Consider the following 17,230-nt stretch of genomic DNA (forward strand, 5'->3'; position numbering starts at 1 on the left):
TTATGACAAGTGAAGAAAAACAATTTAAATATTGTACTGACTGTGGTGCGAAAAACGCAAAAAGTGCTAAATTTTGTAAGCAATGTGGTACGCCATTTGCATCAAATCAATCACAAGCAACTACGCATTCGGAAAGAGAATCGCATGAAGAAAATCGATCGTCAATTATGGGATCGGCAACAGCTAAACTTAATTCGTGGACCGGTGGACACGGAGAAGTAAAAATAAGTTTACGTAACTTTTTCTCTGAAGTATTTAAGAAGCACACTCAAACCGAAGCAGAGGAAATATTCATTGTTGGTACTCCAAAAACGACTCCGTCGATTGAAGATGTAAGTGTGCAGGAAGTTCATCCGTGGCTATTTTCAAGAATATTTGCTTTTGCGATACTTTTAGTGATTTTGATGTATGTTTTAACCACTGTAAACGGTCGTCCAGGAATGTTTATAGCTTTGACAAGTGTCGCTGCAGTAGTGATCCCTGTTTCATCGTTGATCCTTTTCTTTGAAATCAATGTACTTCAAAACATCAGTTTTTATAAGACGGTGCAAATGTCTTTTTTTGGTGGGGTACTGTCTATGTTATTAGTTATGTCACTTGATGCTGTCATACCTAGTGGGACTGGAAACATACTTGCATCTTTCGGAACTGGTTTCACTGAAGAACTGTCTAAAGTTTTAATAGCAGCATATTTTGTTAACCAGGTACGAGCCAGAGGCATTTTGAATGGCCTTCTAATAGGCTCAGCAGTCGGTGCCGGTTTTGCTGCTATTGAAAACATTATTTACTCAGTTAATGATGAAACGGGTACTTTGTTGCCGTTAAGCTCTGACATATTTAGGACAGTTACGTCTATGGGAACTCATACCGAATGGTGTGCGATTTCAACTGTTGGGCTGATCATTGCATGTGCGGGTAAAAAGTTAACATTTGGTGATTTGCTGAATATCAAGTTCTTACGTTTCTTTGCTGTGGCTGTTATTTTACACACTATTTGGGATTCTGGAATTTTATCAAGTCAAGATGGAACTTTAACATTGCCTGAGATTATAAAATACACATCACTCATTGCTATTGTGTGGATAGTCATTCTAGTATTAATTCACGCAGGACTTCGGGGAATTAGTGAGTTGAAGCGTGCTAAAATTGGACAAAAGAACATTGAAAAGATATAAACAGCCATGCAAAAGACGACCTGTTTCAGGCCGTCTTTTTCACTGTCAAACCGTATTTATTAAATCATGAAAAGATACCCGCCTGACGGACATTTAGTCGCTAGACGGGCTTTTTGCGTTTGTTGCGATTTTGCACAAATTTAGCCTAATCAGTGACTAAACATCCCTCTGTCGGTTATTTAGTTGTATTGTCTATACATTGTCAAACTGTGATGGACTCGTTAGACAATCAGGGCAATTAGGCGGTGATCCTTATGCTCTTCCCGCAGAGACTGTAACCAATATGATAGAATAAAAAAGATCATACAGAAAAGGACGAGTTATAGATGGCGACAAGACAGCAAAACGCACGTGAATTTGTTAAGACATGGAGCAGTGACAAGAAGGGTAGGGAAGACGCCGACCGGCAAAGTTTCTGGAATGATTTGCTTCAGCGGGTGTATGGTGTTGATGACTACTTGAACTACATTGAATATGAAAAAGATGTGCAAGTGAAAGCAGACGGAAAGGTGTCAACTAGACGAATTGATGGATACATTCCTTCTACTAAAACAATTGTAGAAATGAAAGGAAAAAACGTTAAAGATTTGTCAAAGCCAATCCATCAATCCGGTGGGGATGACTTAACACCATTTGAGCAAGCTAAACGATACGCTAACTTTCTACCAAGCAGTGAACAACCACGATGGATCATCGTGTCAAACTTTAATGAAATTGATATCCATGATATGGAGCGTCCACTCGATAAGCCAAAAGTGATAATGCTGGAAGACTTGCCAAAGAACGTCAAATCTTTAGAGTTTATGGTTGATGCAAGCCAACAGCAAGTCATTAATGAAAAGCAGTTGTCAGTTGATGCAGGTAATCTGGTAGGTAAAATCTACAACGAACTGACAACGGCTTACTCAAAAGGTAGAGGTGTTGACGTTAACGACCCGAAGATACAAAAGAGTCTTAACATGTTGATTGTCCGTTTAGTTTTCTTAATGTATGCCGACGATAGCAACTTGTTTGGTAAAGAGGATATCTTTCAGCATTTCATTGAGCGAAAAGAACCACAAGACATTAGAAGCGCTTTAGCTGATTTGTTCAGAGTTTTAGATCAAAAAGAAGATGAGCGTGACCCATTCTTGTCAGAGGAATTACAACAGTTTAGTTACGTTAACGGTGGTATGTTTTCTGATGAGAATTTAATTATCCCCCAGTTCACTGATGAACTGAAAAGATTGATTGTGGAAGATGCTGGACAAGGATTTGATTGGTCAGGAATCAGTCCAACCATTTTTGGTGCTGTCTTTGAATCAACCTTGAACCCTGAAACCAGACGTTCAGGTGGAATGCATTACACCAGTATTGAAAACATTCATAAAGTGATTGACCCGTTATTTCTAAACGATTTGTACGAGGAATTCGACAAAATCCAAAACATGGGTAATCGTAAGCAACGAGTGACTCGTGCAAAAGAATTTAGAGACAAGTTGGGTAAATTAAAGTTCTTTGATCCTGCTTGTGGTTCTGGAAACTTTTTAACTGAAACATATTTATCATTGCGTAAGATGGAAAATGAATGTTTGAGAATAATCGTTGGCGACCAAGGTGCATTGGCATTAACTGATGAAAGTGATCAGAAAGTTAAAATTCAAAATTTTTACGGTATTGAGATTAACGACTTTGCTGTATCAGTTGCAAGGACTGCTATGTGGATTGCTGAGTCACAAATGTGGGAGCAAACTAAAGACATTACATTTGCAAACAAAGACTTCTTGCCTTTAGACAGTAACGACTCTATTTATGAAGGCAACGCTCTCAGAATGAACTGGACAGATATTATTAAACCTTATGAGTTGAATTACATAATGGGTAATCCACCGTTTATCGGTGCTCGCTTGATGACGGAGAGCCAGAAGCAAGATATGAAAGATACGTTTGAAGGAGCTAAAGGCATTAACAATCTCGATTATGTTACGGCATGGTATAAGAAAGCCTGCGATTACATCCACGGAACTACTGTGAAATGTGCTTTTGTTTCTACTAATAGTATAAGTCAAGGTCAGCAGCCAGCCATACTATGGAATACAATTGGTCAGGATGTTTCAATAGATTTTGCTTATAGAACCTTTGTGTGGGATAACGAAGCGAAAAACAAAGCTCACGTGCATGTGGTGATCATAGGATTTACAGAGGTTCCAAGACAACAAAAGGAGCTATACGATGGAAATGAGGTAACCCAACCATCAAACATCAATCCATATTTACTAGCTGGTCCTAACATTTTGATCACGTCGCGGTCTAAGCCAATTCAGAATGTATCACCGATGAATTTTGGAAGTATGCCAAACGATAAAGGATGGCTAAGTAACTGGTCGCAACAGGATGTTAACGAGTTGATAAAAGGCTATCCTGAATCTAAAACTTTCATACATCCAATTCTTGGTAGCAGGGAACTACTTCATAATGAAAAGAGATATTGTATATGGCTAGATAACGTTGAGCCATCGCAATGGATGAAAATAAATAAAGTTAAAGATGCAGTTGATCATGTTAAGGAATACAGAGAGTCAAGCAAGCGTAAAGCCACACAAAAGTTAGCATCCACTCCTTCATTGTTTGGAGAAATACGGCAGCCACATCACACTTACTTGGCAGTTCCACGTGTTTCATCTCAAAACAGAGACTACGTTCCTGCAACTCTGGAAAGTCCAGACACAATAGCAACAGACGCATTGCTTATCATCCCTGATTCTTCATTATATGAATTCGGAATAATTGAAAGCAAAGTGCATACTGTGTGGATAAAATGTGTAGCAGGACGCTTGAAGAGTGACTTTAGATATTCTGCCAAAATAGTTTATAATAATTTTCCATGGCCGGATGTTGATGACAAGCAAACAGAACGTATTTCTAAATCTGCACAATCAATAATTGACGCACGTAAAGAATCACCAAACAGTTCTCTTGCTGATCTCTATAATCCAGCTGGGATGACAAAACCTCTTTATAAGGCACATGAAGCAAACGATAAAGCTGTTATGAAAGCTTATGGATTAAGGCCATCAGCTACTGAACAAGAAATAGCACAACGACTTTTTGAAATGTATCAAAAGTTAACATCTAACTAAGTAAAAACAAACCCGGCATTGCCGGGTCTTTTTTGTTATGCAATCGCAAGGCGACGGTCACAACTTGGTTCATAGTAGTAACGGCAACGTTGCTCTTTCTCGTTATATAAAGCAACTTGCTTGACGTATGGAGCACCGTTAATTAGCCATTGTTGCTTAGCAAGCTTTTCGAGTTCGTCAAAACTAGCAAACTTGGACGTGTGTTCGCGATCAAACTTCTTATCATATTTGTAAGGCTTTGACTTCTTTAGTTCTTTTAAGTCAACGATAGCAACACGTTGCTGGATTTTATCTGTAGCTTTAATGGAGTTGTATTTATTGAGGTAGTAACGCTGATTGTTAATTACGATGTAGTCATCATCCTTATCAAACGTTAAAATCACAAATCTTTCTTTGTCATTCAAAACATCAACAGGGCATGTTTGCTTTGGTTCAAGGTAATAGTTATTGCCATGTGCACCTTGACGAGTACGGGTGTAGTAACGTTGGATACCTTTTAAATTTTTTTCTTCCTTATTATTAGTCATGATATGATCTCCTTTTTTATTAGTTCTTAGTTTCATGCTTCGTAATTTCTTTAAGTGCTTCAGTGAAGCACCAGTCAACCAGGTAGCACCGGATCAGCGAATCACACCACTCAGCACCTTTTTCAATAGGGTTTACGTGTAGGTCAAATTCACTCATCGCTTCTTCCAGTAGGTCCCAGTTTCCTACTAGATTTTCTTCAGCCTTTAACGTATTCATAGTGTAACTGCCACTTGCATTTCCTGTCACAGAATCTTCATTAAATAGAGTGTCTCTGATGTCTTCAATTGTATCTTCATCCCCTTGGACAAGTAGTCCAAAGGTTCCTGTATCCAATTCATCATTAATATATTCTTTGATGTCATTTTTGACGTTCTCAGGATAGCTATAAGTCTTCAAATCAATCACTCCTTTATTGTTGTTCTTCAACATGAATTCATTAAGACGGGTTTTGCCCGTCGTCTAGTTGTCATCAAAAAGAGATAATTAAATTAAAACAATTTTGTGGACAGTTACATTGTTTGATTCATCTGAGAGCCTGTTATATTGTCAGTCAAGTGTTATAATGTAATGAAAGGCCAAGCCTGTTTGTTGTTGTCGTAAGATGACCGAAAATGACAGGTGAGGCGAAAATGTGACAAATGTATAAAAATAAGCCCGTCAAACGTTGATTTGGCGGGTTCTTTTCGTTGTGGAAGTCTTGTTATGGCAAAAATGGCCCTCCGAGAAAATCAGGATGTACTTGCTGTTCCCGGACCCATTGACGAAGAAAAATATGTCGGTTGCAATCAATTAATTCAGGCTGGAGCCAAGCCAGTGTTAGCAGCGACTGATATTCTTGATGAGTTGCAATTATAAAATTGTGTTATGCAATAAACCTTAATAATGCACTTAGATCGTTTGAAATCACAATAACTATCCCTTATCATAATTGTAATATACAATATTTGATAAAATTCCTATAAAACCTAGCCCAATGGCTTGGTCGCTAAATTCCTTAAATTAACAAATTAGGGCGATTTCCATGGATGAAGCTAAGAGTAGTTTTTGCTATAATGTTATCTTAGAAATTCATTTTTAGTTTAGGACGAGAAGCGATGAAGACACTAAGAATTGAGAACTTAACCAAAACATATGGTGAAAAGACCCTTTTTCAGGATGTTAACTTTTTGATCAATGAAAATGATCGGATTGGTTTGATTGGTACCAACGGATCCGGCAAGACAACATTATTAAATGCATTGAGCGGAATTGATCCTGCTGATAGTGGTGATTTGATCAGCCCCAATGATTATCGAATCAGTTATCTCCAACAGCGACCGCCCCTGGACCAAAATGCCACCATTATGGAAGCAATCTTTGAGGGGGCAGCCCCAGTTTTTCAAACGATCCGCCACTATGAAGAAGTTTTGGCACGGTACAGTCAGAACCCAGAAGATCCTAAATTGCAGGAACAGTATAATCGGGCTGAAGACTTGATGAACCAGGAAGATGCGTGGACTGCCGACAGTGATGTGAAAACTATCCTGAGCCAGTTGCATATCGATGATTTAGATGTCAAAGTGGGTGAACTATCCGGAGGACAGCAGAAACGAGTGGGGTTAGCACAGGTGTTAGTTCAACGACCGGATTTGCTGATTCTGGATGAACCGACAAACCACTTGGATTTTGACTCGATCGAATGGTTGGAAGATTACCTTGCTAACTACAAGGGAGCTCTACTAGTTGTTACCCACGACCGGTATTTTCTTGATCATGTTGCAACGCAAATTATGGAACTTTCCTTTGGAAAATTATATGCCTATCCGGGTAATTACCAGGACTTTATCCGTCAAAAGGCTGAACGGGTTGAACGTGAGGCCGTAGCTGAACACAAGCAAAAGCAACTATATAAAAAAGAATTAGCCTGGATGCGAACCGGAGCTAAGGCACGGACAACCAAGCAACAAGCCCGAATCAACAACTTTGAACGAATTAAAGCAGACCTAGCTGATAGTAAAGTGCAAGCAACAGATAATGTCAATATTAATATTGGGCAAAAACGTCTGGGTAAAAAGGTGTTGGAGCTACAAGATGCTAGCTTAGCCATCGGAGGGCACCAAATCATCCGTGACTTCAATTATTTAATTCAAGCTGGTGACCGGATTGGGATCACCGGTGCTAATGGTGCTGGTAAGAGTACCTTGCTCAACATCTTGGCAGGTGACCAAGAATTAGCGGATGGTCAATTGATAGTTGGCGAAACTGTACGCATTGGTTATTATCGGCAACAGATGCCACCTATTCCAGGTGATAAGCGAATGATCAACTATCTCAACGAGATTGGCGAAAACATTATTAACCGGGATGGGGAGCGGATTAGCACCACTCAGCTTTTGGAACAGTTCTTGTTCCCACGTTTTATGCATGGAACACTGATTCGAAAATTATCCGGTGGAGAACAACGTCGTCTGTATCTGTTACGGTTGTTGATGGAACAACCAAATGTCTTGCTGTTAGACGAGCCCACTAATGACTTGGATATTGCGACCATGACAGTCTTAGAAGACTATTTAGATGAATTTAATGGGACTGTTATCACTGTTTCTCATGATCGGTATTTCCTGGATAAGGTTGCCGATAAATTGCTCATCTTTGCCGGTGATGGGCAAATCAAGCGCTATGCAGGCTCATTTACGGATTATCTAGCTAAGGCACAAAAGCAGGCTACCTTTCAGGCTGAAAACAAGCCCCAATCCCATGAGCAAACAGCTGCAACTGCCAAACCAGCAGCTAAGAAAGTCAAAACTAAGCTGACCTATGCGGAACGTTTGGAATATGAACGGATCGAAAAAGAGATGGAACAACTTGGTCAGAAAAAAGATGCTTTGCTCGCCGAAATGAGTCAAGTTGATGGCTCAGATTATGCCAAGTTGGGAGACTTACAAGCCCAAGTAGATGAATTAACCCAAGCAATTGATGAAAGAGAAGAACGTTGGCTAGAACTTAGCGAATACGTTGATCTTTAGGAGGACAAAATGGCAAATCTTGATGAACCTTATTTGCAATTAATTAGAGATATACTGGCGCATGGGCATGCTAAAGCTGACCGTACTGGGACGGGGACCAAAAGCTTGTTTGGTTACCAAATGCGGTTTGATTTGAGTCAAGGCTTTCCTTTGTTAACAACTAAAAAAGTTCCGTTTGGTTTAATCAAAAGCGAGCTGCTATGGTTCTTGCGGGGGGATACTAATATTCAGTATTTGCTGAAGCACAAAAACCATATTTGGGATGAATGGGCATTTAAAAACTGGGTTGAAAGTGATGAGTACCATGGTCCCGATATGACGGACTTTGGGTTGCGGGCACAGGCAGACCCTGCGTTTAATGAACTTTATCAGGCTGAAAAAAAGGCTTTTTGTGAACGTATTGTCAATGATGATGCGTTTGCTGCTAAGTATGGTAACTTGGGAGATGTTTATGGAGCCCAATGGCGGCACTGGCAAACTCGTCAAGGCGAAACGATCGACCAAATTCAAAATGTTATCGAAACTATTAAGACCAATCCTGATTCCCGCCGGCTCATTGTATCAGCGTGGAATCCAGAAGATGTGCCAAACAGTGCTTTGCCACCATGTCACACACTTTTTCAGTTTTATGTAAATGATAATAAACTCAGCTGTCAATTGTACCAGCGGAGCGGAGATGTTTTCTTAGGGGTGCCGTTTAACATTGCAAGCTATGCCTTACTAACCCATATGATTGCCCGACAAACAGGACTAGAGGTCGGTGAGTTTGTTCATACCCTTGGTGATGCGCATATTTACAACAATCACTTTGACCAAGTTCAAGAGCAACTCCAGCGTCAACCTTTTGCTGCACCTACGCTCTGGCTCAACCCTGATAAGACCAATATCATGGACTTTGATATGGAAGATATCAAAGTTTTAGACTATCAAAGTGGGCCGGCTATCAAGGCTCCAGTAGCTGTCTAGGAGGTATCTGATGTTAGCATATATTTGGGCAGAAGACCTTGACGGACATATCGGTAAGGATGGACATCTTCCGTGGCATTTACCAGCTGACTTAGCGTATTTCAAGCAGCGGACATTGGGACATCCAATCCTTATGGGACGCAAAACTTTTGCTAGTTTTCCGGGAATGTTGCCCCACCGATTACATCTAGTTTTGACTAGAAATGCAGCTTTGAAAGAAAAAGCCCGGGTGACAGACAACTTAGAAGTCTTCATAACACCTGCAGAGATGAAAGCATGGATAACTGCACATCCTGATGAAGATATTTTTGTCTTAGGGGGCGCCAGTCTGTTCACTTTGCTAAAAGATGAAGTAGATACCTTGTATCAGACTGTGATCAAAGCTCATTTTGATGGTGACGTGACGATGCCAACAATAGATTATCGAAACTTTGATTTGATTTCGGTACAGTCGGGACAAGTTGATGAGAAAAATCAGTATCCATATGAGTTTCGCGTATATCAACGCAAACCAAAAGATTCAATTTAACTTATAAAGACACTGGTAGGCAACAATTACTTTGTTGCTTACTGGTGTCTTCCTTTTGAAATGAACGAAAGTTACAAAAGTTAAGAATTGGTGTAAAACTAAGGGAAGATGGCGGGCAAACCTAGGAATAATAGTATTCTTAGGTTAAAATAGATATTCAGTAATGTATGAGATGGAGCTAAAGTATTAATATGAAAAAATTTAAGGAAGGCCTTGTTTTTAGTGGAATTGTTTTACTTTTAGTGGGGATATTTTTGGGAGTTATGAAGGTAATGTTTGCTTCGCCTGCACCAGTTGCCATCCCGACGACGAAGAAACACCAGCCGACCCCACCCCAAAAGGTGAAATTATGTGCAGTGGGTGACTCACTGACTCATGGTGTAGGTGATACTACTAACAAGGGTGGCTATGTCTATCTGATTAAACAAAAATTAAATAAACAATCTGATCTCCAGGTAACGACGAGTAACTACGGTAAAACAGGCGATCGGAGTGATCAGATTGAAACTCGAATCAAGACCCAAAAACAACTACAACAAGATTTGCACCAAGCTGACGTTATTACGTTAACTGTGGGGGGCAATGACTTGATGCAAGTCCTGCAAAAGAATGCAGGCAAATTATTGAATAACGACTTGGCTAGCGTTATGGATGGACAAGAGCAGCAATACCAAGCTAAGTTAAAACAATTGTTACAGACCATTCGGACCTACAACGGACATGCGCCGATTTTCTTATTTAGCGTTTATAATCCGTTCTATGTATATTTTCCAACATTGACTGCGTTACAGAAGTATACTGACGAATGGAATGAAGTTGCAAAAAAAACAGGTCAGGGCTTTGAAAAAGTTTATTTCGTAGATATTAATCACCAATTGTCAGAAGGGCAATACCTCCACCGCTCCAAAAAATCTTTAAAAAACAGTACAACGATTGATTTAGGTAAAGTTTCCCAACAAAAAGCTGAAGATCTGTTAACTGATGCTAAGGAAAAAAATGATTTCTTGTCCAGTCAGGATCATTTCCATCCGAACTTAAAGGGATACAAATATATGACTGAGCAACTTTACCAAGTGATGCAAGCCCACAGTGCAACTTGGCGTCAAAAGAAAGGGGATAGCTAGTGGTGCAAAAGGAAACACACAAGAAGAATTATTGGAAATGGGCATTTGCCGTACTATTGGCACTCAACATTGCTGGGGGGATCTTTATTACCAGCAAAATTATGACACCAACAGTAGAACAGACCGAACTTCCTAAGCAGCAAACCACACAGAAAAAATATTCTGAGATTGATGTTTCGGCTAATAAATCACAACTCGTGGCGGCTATCAATTACTATTTGCGAAAAAATAGTCAAAAGACAGGTGTTCAGTACCATTTTGCTTTGCACAAAAAAGCTGCGATTCTTATCGGAACAACAAAGGTTTTGGGAGAAAAAGTTTCTTTCACTTTGTATACCAAACCTTATCTAGATAAACGGGGGAATATTGCGCTCAAGGCTCAATCAGTGGCGATTGGTTCGTTGAATGCTCCACCAGCCTTTATTTTAAAGTACGTTAAAAATAATTATGATCTAGGTAAACGGGCAACAATTGATGACAAAAAAGAACTTATTACCTTGAATATGAACTCGTTGACGAATAAGAATAAAATTAAGATCAAGGGCGAAAAACTAGATTTGCAACATAATGACATCCGCTTTAAAGTGCAAATCCCATTAGAATAGGTGATAACAGATGTATCGACAAAGTTTTTATCAATACTTAATGACAGAACGAAATCGCGATAGTCATGATGAGATTGCTGAATTTGCTGAAGGAGCCTTTTATGACCAATCATTTCCTAAGCAGTCACAAGACTATGAGGAACTTTCGCAATATTTAGAACTCAACGCGGCCTATCTTCCGACCATGACAATTTTTGATGAGGCATGGGATCGTTATCTTGCTAAAATGAGTTGAAGCAAAACGTGATGAAAGAGGCGATGAAGATGGCACGAACTAATAAGGAGATTCGGGACGATATTGTAACCCGATTAGAGCAAGTCATTGATCCTGAGTTAGGGATAGATATTGTTAACCTGGGATTAGTATATGGGGTAGATTTGGCTAAAGATGGTATTTGTACCGTAACGATGACTTTAACAACTATGGGGTGTCCATTAACCAATGTTTTGGCTGAAATGGTAGTAGAAGCCCTCAAACAGGTTCCTGAGATTGAACAGACACAAGTCAAGTTTACGTTTGAACCTGTCTGGACAATTGACCGGATGTCACGCTATGCACGAGTGGCACTGGGAATATAGGAGGCAACGATGCGAAACTTTTTCAACCAAAAACTACTGATTGTTTTGTATGCAGGAATAGTAGCTTTTCTAAGTGTCGTAATTTTTTACCGCATTCAGGAAGCAGACTACGTTATGCGCCTCAACAAATCTAACTTGTCAAACCAGTCTTACCAGATACAAATGAAAAAGGGGACTAAGGTTAGTGAGCTTTTAGAACGTGTAACTAAAAGTGAAGAACTAGAGGATGCACAGATTCATTTTCAAGATAAACATAACTCACAACGCATTTATTTTTATGGGCAAGGTAAGTTCAGTATCCCCCCGATGATTTCAGGCTCGTTTTTCTCCACTAGTGACTTTACTTCAGCTGTAGAAACGGCAGTTGTAGGTAAAGATTGGGAGAAAAAACTCTATCAACCTAAGGATCAAGCCTACTTGAAGCAAGACGGGCAATATATTCCAGTAGTTGGTGTTATGGGGAGTAAGTATAAATCGCAATTGGACAAGCAGGTCTTTATTTCGATGTCAAGCCAACGGGCGCAGAATACTGCTGCTAGTGCATACCGCATCATCATTGATACGGCAACGAAGCAACCGGTAAAGTCAGCAACTTTGCAAAAAATCTTGGGTGCACAAAAAGTTAAGAAGTTGTTTAATACCAAGTTAATTACCAAGAAAGACTCATGGGTCGCCCTGCATAGTCAGCAATCCTTACAATTGGTAGGGATAGTAGTTATGGCATTACTTGAGATCTTGTTCTGGATAATGGTATCCCGTAAGGATGTTTTTACCAAAAAATTCATCACGCTCAACCGTGACCGAATCCTTTTCCACCAGCTGGCTCTCTTTAGCTTTTTGAATGGCTTAGGTTTGGTCTTGGGGACAATGCTGGGAATATTCAAGTTTAGTTTCACTACTTATACTAGCTTGTTAATGTTCTTAGGGGGATTATATATAGTTTTACTGACAGCATTTAGGATTATATTTGCGATAATATTAGACAAAAAGAAAAAGGAGGAGTAGCGTGTGCAACTGCCACAAGCTTTTATAGATAAATATACAAACCTGTTGGGCGATGAGGCGCCAGCTTTTTTTGCGAGCCTTGATCAGGATGTAGAGCATGGTTTTCGACTCAACCCCCTCAAAGCGAAGTACCAAGACGTCGCTTTAGATTTGCACCATCCAGTCCCATTTGTACAGGATGCTTATTATGGGACGGTATCTGGGAAAAGTCTAGCCCACCAGGCCGGTTATGTTTATAGTCAAGATATCAGTGCAATGTATGTTGCGGAAGTGGCTGCTGCTCAACCAGGGGAACGAGTGTTAGATTTATGTGCTGCTCCCGGCGGAAAATCAACCCAATTAGCAGCGCAATTGCAAAATCAAGGATTGTTGGTTAGCAACGAGATTAATACCAAGCGTGCACGTGTTTTGGCCGAAAACATGGAGCGGATTGGAGCTACAAATGTGATCGTGCTGAATGAAGATCCTGCCAATATGGAACAGTATTTCCCCGCATACTTTGATAAGATTGTAGTGGATGCCCCATGTTCAGGCGAAGGGATGTTTCGAAAAGATCACAATGCAGTCACTTATTGGCATGAACACTATCCAGCTGAATGTGCTGTACGACAGAAAAATATTTTGAATTCAGCTTTAAAGATGTTGCGTCCTGGGGGACAACTGGTATATTCAACGTGTACTTTTGCTCCCGAAGAAGATGAGCAGATTGCTGCGTGGTTATTGGCGACTTATCCTGAATTAGAAATGGTGGCGGTACCTAAAGTAGCCGGGATGACGCCTGGACAACCGGCATTTGCTGATAATGATCCGGAAATGACTAAGGCAGTACGGATGATGCCCCACCATTTTCAAGGTGAAGGCCAATTTGTGGCTAAGTTTCAATTAGCACAAACAGCTCCAGAACTTGCTCCTGCCCCTACAACTAAGAAAAAGAAGCGCCACGGAAAACAAGCCCGCAGGAAGGGTAACAGTTTAAGCAAAGAACAACTAGCATTGTGGGAAGAATTTAAACAGTCCTTCTTTATGGATCGAGGAAGACAAAAATTCAGCACTAATAATTTGCGTCTCAATGGTAATTACTTGTATTACTATGATGCAAGTTGGCCAGATATTGACCAGATGAAGTATGTGCGTCCGGGTATTTTATTAGGCGAATTTAAGAAACACCGCTTTGAACCAAGTTATGCCTTGGCTTTAGCTGTGCAACCAGCTGAAATTCAAGCTAAACTGGATTTAGATGAAAGTGAGTGGCGGCAATATGTCGGCGGAAATACGGTCCAATATACGGGCCCTAGCCAGCCTAATGGATGGTATCTGCTAGTTTGTGCTGGCAAACCATTTGCAATGGGGAAACTGGTTAATGGGGTAATCAAAAACTTTTTCCCTAAGGGATTACGGTTTTAATGCTTGAGAAAATAAAACGGCTTGGAGTTAGTGTTAAATACGTGCTTCCAAGCCGTTTTATTTATTAATTATTACTTTGATGTTGCTGTTTGAATAACCACAGTTCAGGGCTGAGGGTATATGCTACCTGGTGCAGGTCAGAAACCCGTTGGCAACCTAAGAGGACCATAATATTCCGAAGCTCATCTTTTAAAGTTTCAATGTATGTAACCAAGGCGTCGGGTCCGTGCTTGATTAAAATATGCAAGAACTGGCCCGAGATACCAACGTTGCTGGCGCCAAGAACTAAGCATTTAGCAATGTCAAGCGCAGACCGGATTCCGCCCGAAGCCGTAAATTCGAAATCATGGGAGAAGTCCTGGGCTAATAACAAACTTTGAGCAGTGGACAGACTAATTTCATGGAGAAAACCAAAATCCTGATGATGGCGCCGTTCATTTTCAATTGCAACGAAGTTAGTCCCACCAGCTCCGGAAAGATCGACGTATTTAACCCCTAGCCGGCGTAATTTTTCTAACGTAGTGGTGCTCATCCCGGTCCCCACCTCCTTGACTAGGACGGGTTGTTCGAGGTGGGTAATGATTTCTCGTAAGTTGGCACTCCATTTAAAAGACCGGTCGCCTTCCGGCATGGTCAATTCTTGGGCAACGTTCAGGTGAATTTCCAAAGCATCCGCATTAATCAGGCGGACAGCCTTTCTTGCATTATGCAAATTATGTCCAGCCCCCAAATTGCCTAGTACAAAACCATCTGGATTGGCTTGGCGAATGACCTCAAAACCTGCAGTTGTTCCCAATTTGAGGGCAATACTTTCCGAGCCAACAGCCATAGGGATTCCGGTTTGAGCAGCAACAGTCGCCAATTGTTGGTTAATTTTGGTGGTTTGTTGACTACCACCAGTGATCGCATTGATAAAGAAGGGGACGTTGACTGGTTGACCAACCAGGGTTGTCCGCAAGTCGATATCAGCTAAAGCAAGTTCGGGCAAGTTGTCAGGGTGAAGTTGGACTTGGTCCAAACCATTGTGGGCGTCTGCCTGATATAACTTTTCAGCGATAAAATAATGTTCATTTTTGCGTTGCGCATGAATATTATCTTCCATAATTCTATCCTTTATTCAGTAATTGTATGGACCTGGAGGGCAAGTGGTTCGATTCCATGAGCTTGCCACTGGTTACGGATGGTGGTGGCTGCTGTATCACTATCGGTAATTGCGATCCCGCAATCGCCACCACCAGCACCAGAAGTCTTAGCGGCAGCTTCCATCTCCTCAGCAATATCGATGAGCCGAGTAAGTAATGGTGTTTCGATGTCAACCTGGCTGATCTGGGCCAAGTTGCTTAAAATCTGGCGGTTAGCACGGATACCTGCTTTAATTTGCGCTAAGTCATGGTTTTTAAAACCTGTGATTAACTGGTGGATGCAATCTTTGCTAGCAGTTAGGAAGGCTTGGTATCCTTGATGTTTTTGGGCCTTGATCAAACTGACAGCATCGACCAGGCGGGATGTTGATGCCGGCGATCCAGTCCATCCGATTACCAGTTTTAGCGCTGGGGGTGGGGTGAGTTGTTCAATAGCTAATTGGGGCCAATCAGTAGCTAGGAGTTGTTCTAAGCTGAGTTGTTGGCGTGCAACCAAGAGCCATTCACGATCAAAAGAATGATAAGCAATCCAACCGCCATAAACACTTGCGGCGATATCGCCCAAGGAACCATTACCTTGCACTTCAAAATGCGCAATAGCTGCCAATTTAAAGAGTGTGTTCTTAGTAATGGCTAAATTGTAAAACTGACAGAGAGCTTTAATCGTAGCCACAGTGACTGCTGCCGAAGAACCAAGGCCGTATTTCTTACCGTCAACACTATCGAGGTCACTATCAATCGTGAGATCGTAAGTTGTCAAAGGGCGCTGTGTTTGCAACTGCACATATTCTTCCGTGATTCTAATGGCGGAAAGAATATAGTGAAAAGGATTGTCCCGATTATCGAGCACAATCTGGTTGCCTTTACGGCGCCAATGAATTGAATTTTCTTTGTATTGTTGTGAATAGATCGTTCCGTATCCGTGGCTAGGGGAAACCCGCACCCGGATGAATTGGTCGAGAGCAACGAGGATGGCAGGGTAGCCTGTTTCCACTACGGCATATTCGCCTGCAATATATAGTTTTCCTGGTGCTTGTGCCTCAATCAAAAAATCAAGTCCTTTCAAAGTTAACAGTTATTCGCAGATTGTTGCTCCTGGACCCACAGTAGCACTATAAATCTGACTAGCAGGGAGAAGTCCCTGGATATAGTTAATAATATGGTCTTTAGTAGCCGCTTGGCAGAGAATTTTTACGTTTGGTCCCGCATCAATCGTAGCATAGCACTCATATCCTTGCTGGCGAAGTTCCGCAATTGCATCGAGAATCCGAATAGTATCCGGACTAAAGTAGCTAAAAGGTGGTAGGGCAGCCATATTAAGTGCATGCATCTTCATCGCATTAGCTTCAGCAGTTTCACCTAATTGGGTGAAATCGTGGGCAGTAATAGCCTGTTTGATCGTGACCATATCTTTAGCTGTCTGCTCAACCCATGCGGGATAGAATGGGGAAGTTGAAACTACCCGCTTCATTCCTGCCGTAGAGGAGATAGCCTTGGGCGCGCTGTTGACTACCACTGCTAGAACATGGATATCCCAGTCAGGGTGTTCCAAATAAGGAACGGCATAAGAATCGGTATCATCATGTCCCATTTGCCATTCGACAAAGCCCCCGTAAACTGACCGAGTAGCAGAACCTGACCCGCGACGAGCTAGGCGAGAGACATCCCGCAAGGAAAGATCCAAGCCTGCAGCCTGACTAGCGGCCAAAGCAAGGGCAGCAAAAGCACTGGCAGAGGATGCTAAACCTGCCATATTAGGCACATGATTGATTGAATCAATGCGCGCAGGAGTAGTGATTCCAGCTAAGGTCCGCACCTGGTCAATAACCCTGGTAATTTTAGCACTTACAGGCATTATTTGCCCGTCTAAAGTAAAATGGTCAGCCGTTAGTTGGGAATCAAATGTGACAGTTGTGTCAGTATAGAAATGATCTAAAGTAAGGGAAAGCGAGCTGTTCATCGGGATGATCAGTTCGTCATCTTTTTTCCCCCAATATTTGACAAGCGCAATATTGGTATGCGCCCGCGCAGTGACAGTTTTTGACATAA

17 protein-coding genes are annotated in these 17,230 nt (G+C 41.2%); 12 read left to right on the forward strand and 5 right to left on the reverse strand.

Annotated features, from left to right (window positions below):
• The first annotated feature begins 2 nt into the window (after positions 1 to 2).
• Positions 3 to 1,175, forward strand: a complete 1,173-nt coding sequence (locus tag V3C97_RS03550) for a PrsW family glutamic-type intramembrane protease (protein ID WP_338434476.1) — start codon at positions 3 to 5, stop codon at positions 1,173 to 1,175.
• Positions 1,176 to 1,501: 326 nt separating this feature from the next.
• Positions 1,502 to 4,294, forward strand: coding sequence for a DNA methyltransferase (locus tag V3C97_RS03555; protein WP_338434477.1), 2,793 nt, complete (start codon positions 1,502 to 1,504; stop codon positions 4,292 to 4,294).
• Positions 4,295 to 4,329: 35 nt separating this feature from the next.
• On the opposite strand, the gene V3C97_RS03560 is transcribed toward V3C97_RS03555, so the two are convergent.
• Entirely contained in the window at positions 4,330 to 4,821 is a 492-nt protein-coding gene (locus V3C97_RS03560) for a hypothetical protein (protein ID WP_338434478.1), read from the reverse strand.
• A gap of 19 nt (positions 4,822 to 4,840) precedes the next feature.
• Complete coding sequence (locus V3C97_RS03565) at positions 4,841 to 5,218, reverse strand: hypothetical protein (protein ID WP_338434479.1); 378 nt, start codon at positions 5,216 to 5,218, stop codon at positions 4,841 to 4,843.
• Between the two features lie 222 nt (positions 5,219 to 5,440).
• On the opposite strand from V3C97_RS03565, the gene V3C97_RS03570 reads away from it, so the two are divergent.
• The 10 genes from V3C97_RS03570 to V3C97_RS03615 all read left to right on the forward strand — a co-directional run bounded on the left by V3C97_RS03570 (position 5,441) and on the right by V3C97_RS03615 (position 14,039).
• A complete protein-coding gene (locus tag V3C97_RS03570; RefSeq protein ID WP_338434480.1) occupies positions 5,441 to 5,677 on the forward strand; it encodes a DNA-processing protein DprA in 237 nt (78 codons plus the stop codon).
• Between the two features lie 239 nt (positions 5,678 to 5,916).
• Positions 5,917 to 7,827, forward strand: coding sequence for an ABC-F family ATP-binding cassette domain-containing protein (locus tag V3C97_RS03575; protein WP_338434481.1), 1,911 nt, complete (start codon positions 5,917 to 5,919; stop codon positions 7,825 to 7,827).
• Positions 7,828 to 7,836: 9 nt separating this feature from the next.
• Positions 7,837 to 8,793 carry a thymidylate synthase gene (locus V3C97_RS03580; protein WP_009554480.1) on the forward strand — a complete coding sequence of 319 codons (957 nt, stop codon included), beginning with the start codon at positions 7,837 to 7,839 and terminating at the stop codon, positions 8,791 to 8,793.
• Positions 8,794 to 8,803: 10 nt separating this feature from the next.
• Positions 8,804 to 9,322, forward strand: coding sequence for a dihydrofolate reductase (locus V3C97_RS03585; protein WP_338434482.1), 519 nt, complete (start codon positions 8,804 to 8,806; stop codon positions 9,320 to 9,322).
• Between the two features lie 191 nt (positions 9,323 to 9,513).
• Positions 9,514 to 10,446 carry an SGNH/GDSL hydrolase family protein gene (locus tag V3C97_RS03590; protein WP_338434483.1) on the forward strand — a complete coding sequence of 311 codons (933 nt, stop codon included), beginning with the start codon at positions 9,514 to 9,516 and terminating at the stop codon, positions 10,444 to 10,446.
• Entirely contained in the window at positions 10,446 to 11,051 is a 606-nt protein-coding gene (locus V3C97_RS03595) for a YpmS family protein (RefSeq protein ID WP_338434484.1), read from the forward strand. The genes V3C97_RS03590 and V3C97_RS03595 overlap by 1 nt, the downstream gene beginning before the upstream one ends.
• Positions 11,052 to 11,061: 10 nt before the next feature.
• Positions 11,062 to 11,286 carry a YozE family protein gene (locus tag V3C97_RS03600; RefSeq protein ID WP_009554471.1) on the forward strand — a complete coding sequence of 75 codons (225 nt, stop codon included), beginning with the start codon at positions 11,062 to 11,064 and terminating at the stop codon, positions 11,284 to 11,286.
• A 29-nt stretch (positions 11,287 to 11,315) separates the two neighbouring features.
• On the forward strand, positions 11,316 to 11,630 hold the full coding sequence (locus tag V3C97_RS03605; RefSeq protein WP_338434485.1) for a metal-sulfur cluster assembly factor: 315 nt from the start codon (positions 11,316 to 11,318) through the stop codon (positions 11,628 to 11,630).
• Between the two features lie 9 nt (positions 11,631 to 11,639).
• Positions 11,640 to 12,635 (forward strand): hypothetical protein, encoded by a 996-nt coding sequence (locus V3C97_RS03610; protein ID WP_338434486.1) that lies wholly within the window; start codon positions 11,640 to 11,642, stop codon positions 12,633 to 12,635.
• A gap of 3 nt (positions 12,636 to 12,638) precedes the next feature.
• Positions 12,639 to 14,039 (forward strand): RsmB/NOP family class I SAM-dependent RNA methyltransferase, encoded by a 1,401-nt coding sequence (locus V3C97_RS03615; protein ID WP_338434487.1) that lies wholly within the window; start codon positions 12,639 to 12,641, stop codon positions 14,037 to 14,039.
• Positions 14,040 to 14,103: 64 nt separating this feature from the next.
• On the opposite strand, the gene fni is transcribed toward V3C97_RS03615, so the two are convergent.
• Genes fni through mvaD form a run of 3 tightly spaced genes read right to left on the reverse strand, consistent with a single transcriptional unit; the run spans position 14,104 to position 17,228 of the window.
• The gene (gene fni, locus V3C97_RS03620; protein ID WP_338434488.1) at positions 14,104 to 15,141 is read right to left on the reverse strand and encodes a type 2 isopentenyl-diphosphate Delta-isomerase; all 1,038 of its coding nucleotides are present in this window, start codon (positions 15,139 to 15,141) and stop codon (positions 14,104 to 14,106) included.
• An 11-nt stretch (positions 15,142 to 15,152) separates the two neighbouring features.
• Positions 15,153 to 16,229 (reverse strand): phosphomevalonate kinase, encoded by a 1,077-nt coding sequence (locus tag V3C97_RS03625; protein ID WP_027826599.1) that lies wholly within the window; start codon positions 16,227 to 16,229, stop codon positions 15,153 to 15,155.
• Between the two features lie 27 nt (positions 16,230 to 16,256).
• Complete coding sequence (mvaD, locus tag V3C97_RS03630) at positions 16,257 to 17,228, reverse strand: diphosphomevalonate decarboxylase (RefSeq protein WP_338434489.1); 972 nt, start codon at positions 17,226 to 17,228, stop codon at positions 16,257 to 16,259.
• Positions 17,229 to 17,230 lie beyond the last annotated feature (2 nt).

This window comes from Ligilactobacillus saerimneri, assembly GCF_036689625.1.
Classification (GTDB): Bacteria; Bacillota; Bacilli; order Lactobacillales; family Lactobacillaceae; genus Ligilactobacillus; species Ligilactobacillus saerimneri.

What these genes read in the sequence shown, in the direction of transcription:
- V3C97_RS03560 (WP_338434478.1), bottom strand. Translation starts at nt 4,821, where the DNA reads ATGACTAATAATAAGGAAGAAAAAAATTTAAAAGGTATCCAACGTTAC.
- V3C97_RS03605 (WP_338434485.1), top strand. Translation starts at nt 11,316, where the DNA reads ATGGCACGAACTAATAAGGAGATTCGGGACGATATTGTAACCCGATTA.
- V3C97_RS03610 (WP_338434486.1), top strand. Translation starts at nt 11,640, where the DNA reads ATGCGAAACTTTTTCAACCAAAAACTACTGATTGTTTTGTATGCAGGA.
- mvaD (WP_338434489.1), bottom strand. Translation starts at nt 17,228, where the DNA reads ATGTCAAAAACTGTCACTGCGCGGGCGCATACCAATATTGCGCTTGTC.
- fni (WP_338434488.1), bottom strand. Translation starts at nt 15,141, where the DNA reads ATGGAAGATAATATTCATGCGCAACGCAAAAATGAACATTATTTTATC.
- V3C97_RS03550 (WP_338434476.1), top strand. Translation starts at nt 3, where the DNA reads ATGACAAGTGAAGAAAAACAATTTAAATATTGTACTGACTGTGGTGCG.
- V3C97_RS03555 (WP_338434477.1), top strand. Translation starts at nt 1,502, where the DNA reads ATGGCGACAAGACAGCAAAACGCACGTGAATTTGTTAAGACATGGAGC.
- V3C97_RS03580 (WP_009554480.1), top strand. Translation starts at nt 7,837, where the DNA reads ATGGCAAATCTTGATGAACCTTATTTGCAATTAATTAGAGATATACTG.
- V3C97_RS03585 (WP_338434482.1), top strand. Translation starts at nt 8,804, where the DNA reads ATGTTAGCATATATTTGGGCAGAAGACCTTGACGGACATATCGGTAAG.
- V3C97_RS03590 (WP_338434483.1), top strand. Translation starts at nt 9,514, where the DNA reads ATGAAAAAATTTAAGGAAGGCCTTGTTTTTAGTGGAATTGTTTTACTT.
- V3C97_RS03575 (WP_338434481.1), top strand. Translation starts at nt 5,917, where the DNA reads ATGAAGACACTAAGAATTGAGAACTTAACCAAAACATATGGTGAAAAG.
- V3C97_RS03600 (WP_009554471.1), top strand. Translation starts at nt 11,062, where the DNA reads ATGTATCGACAAAGTTTTTATCAATACTTAATGACAGAACGAAATCGC.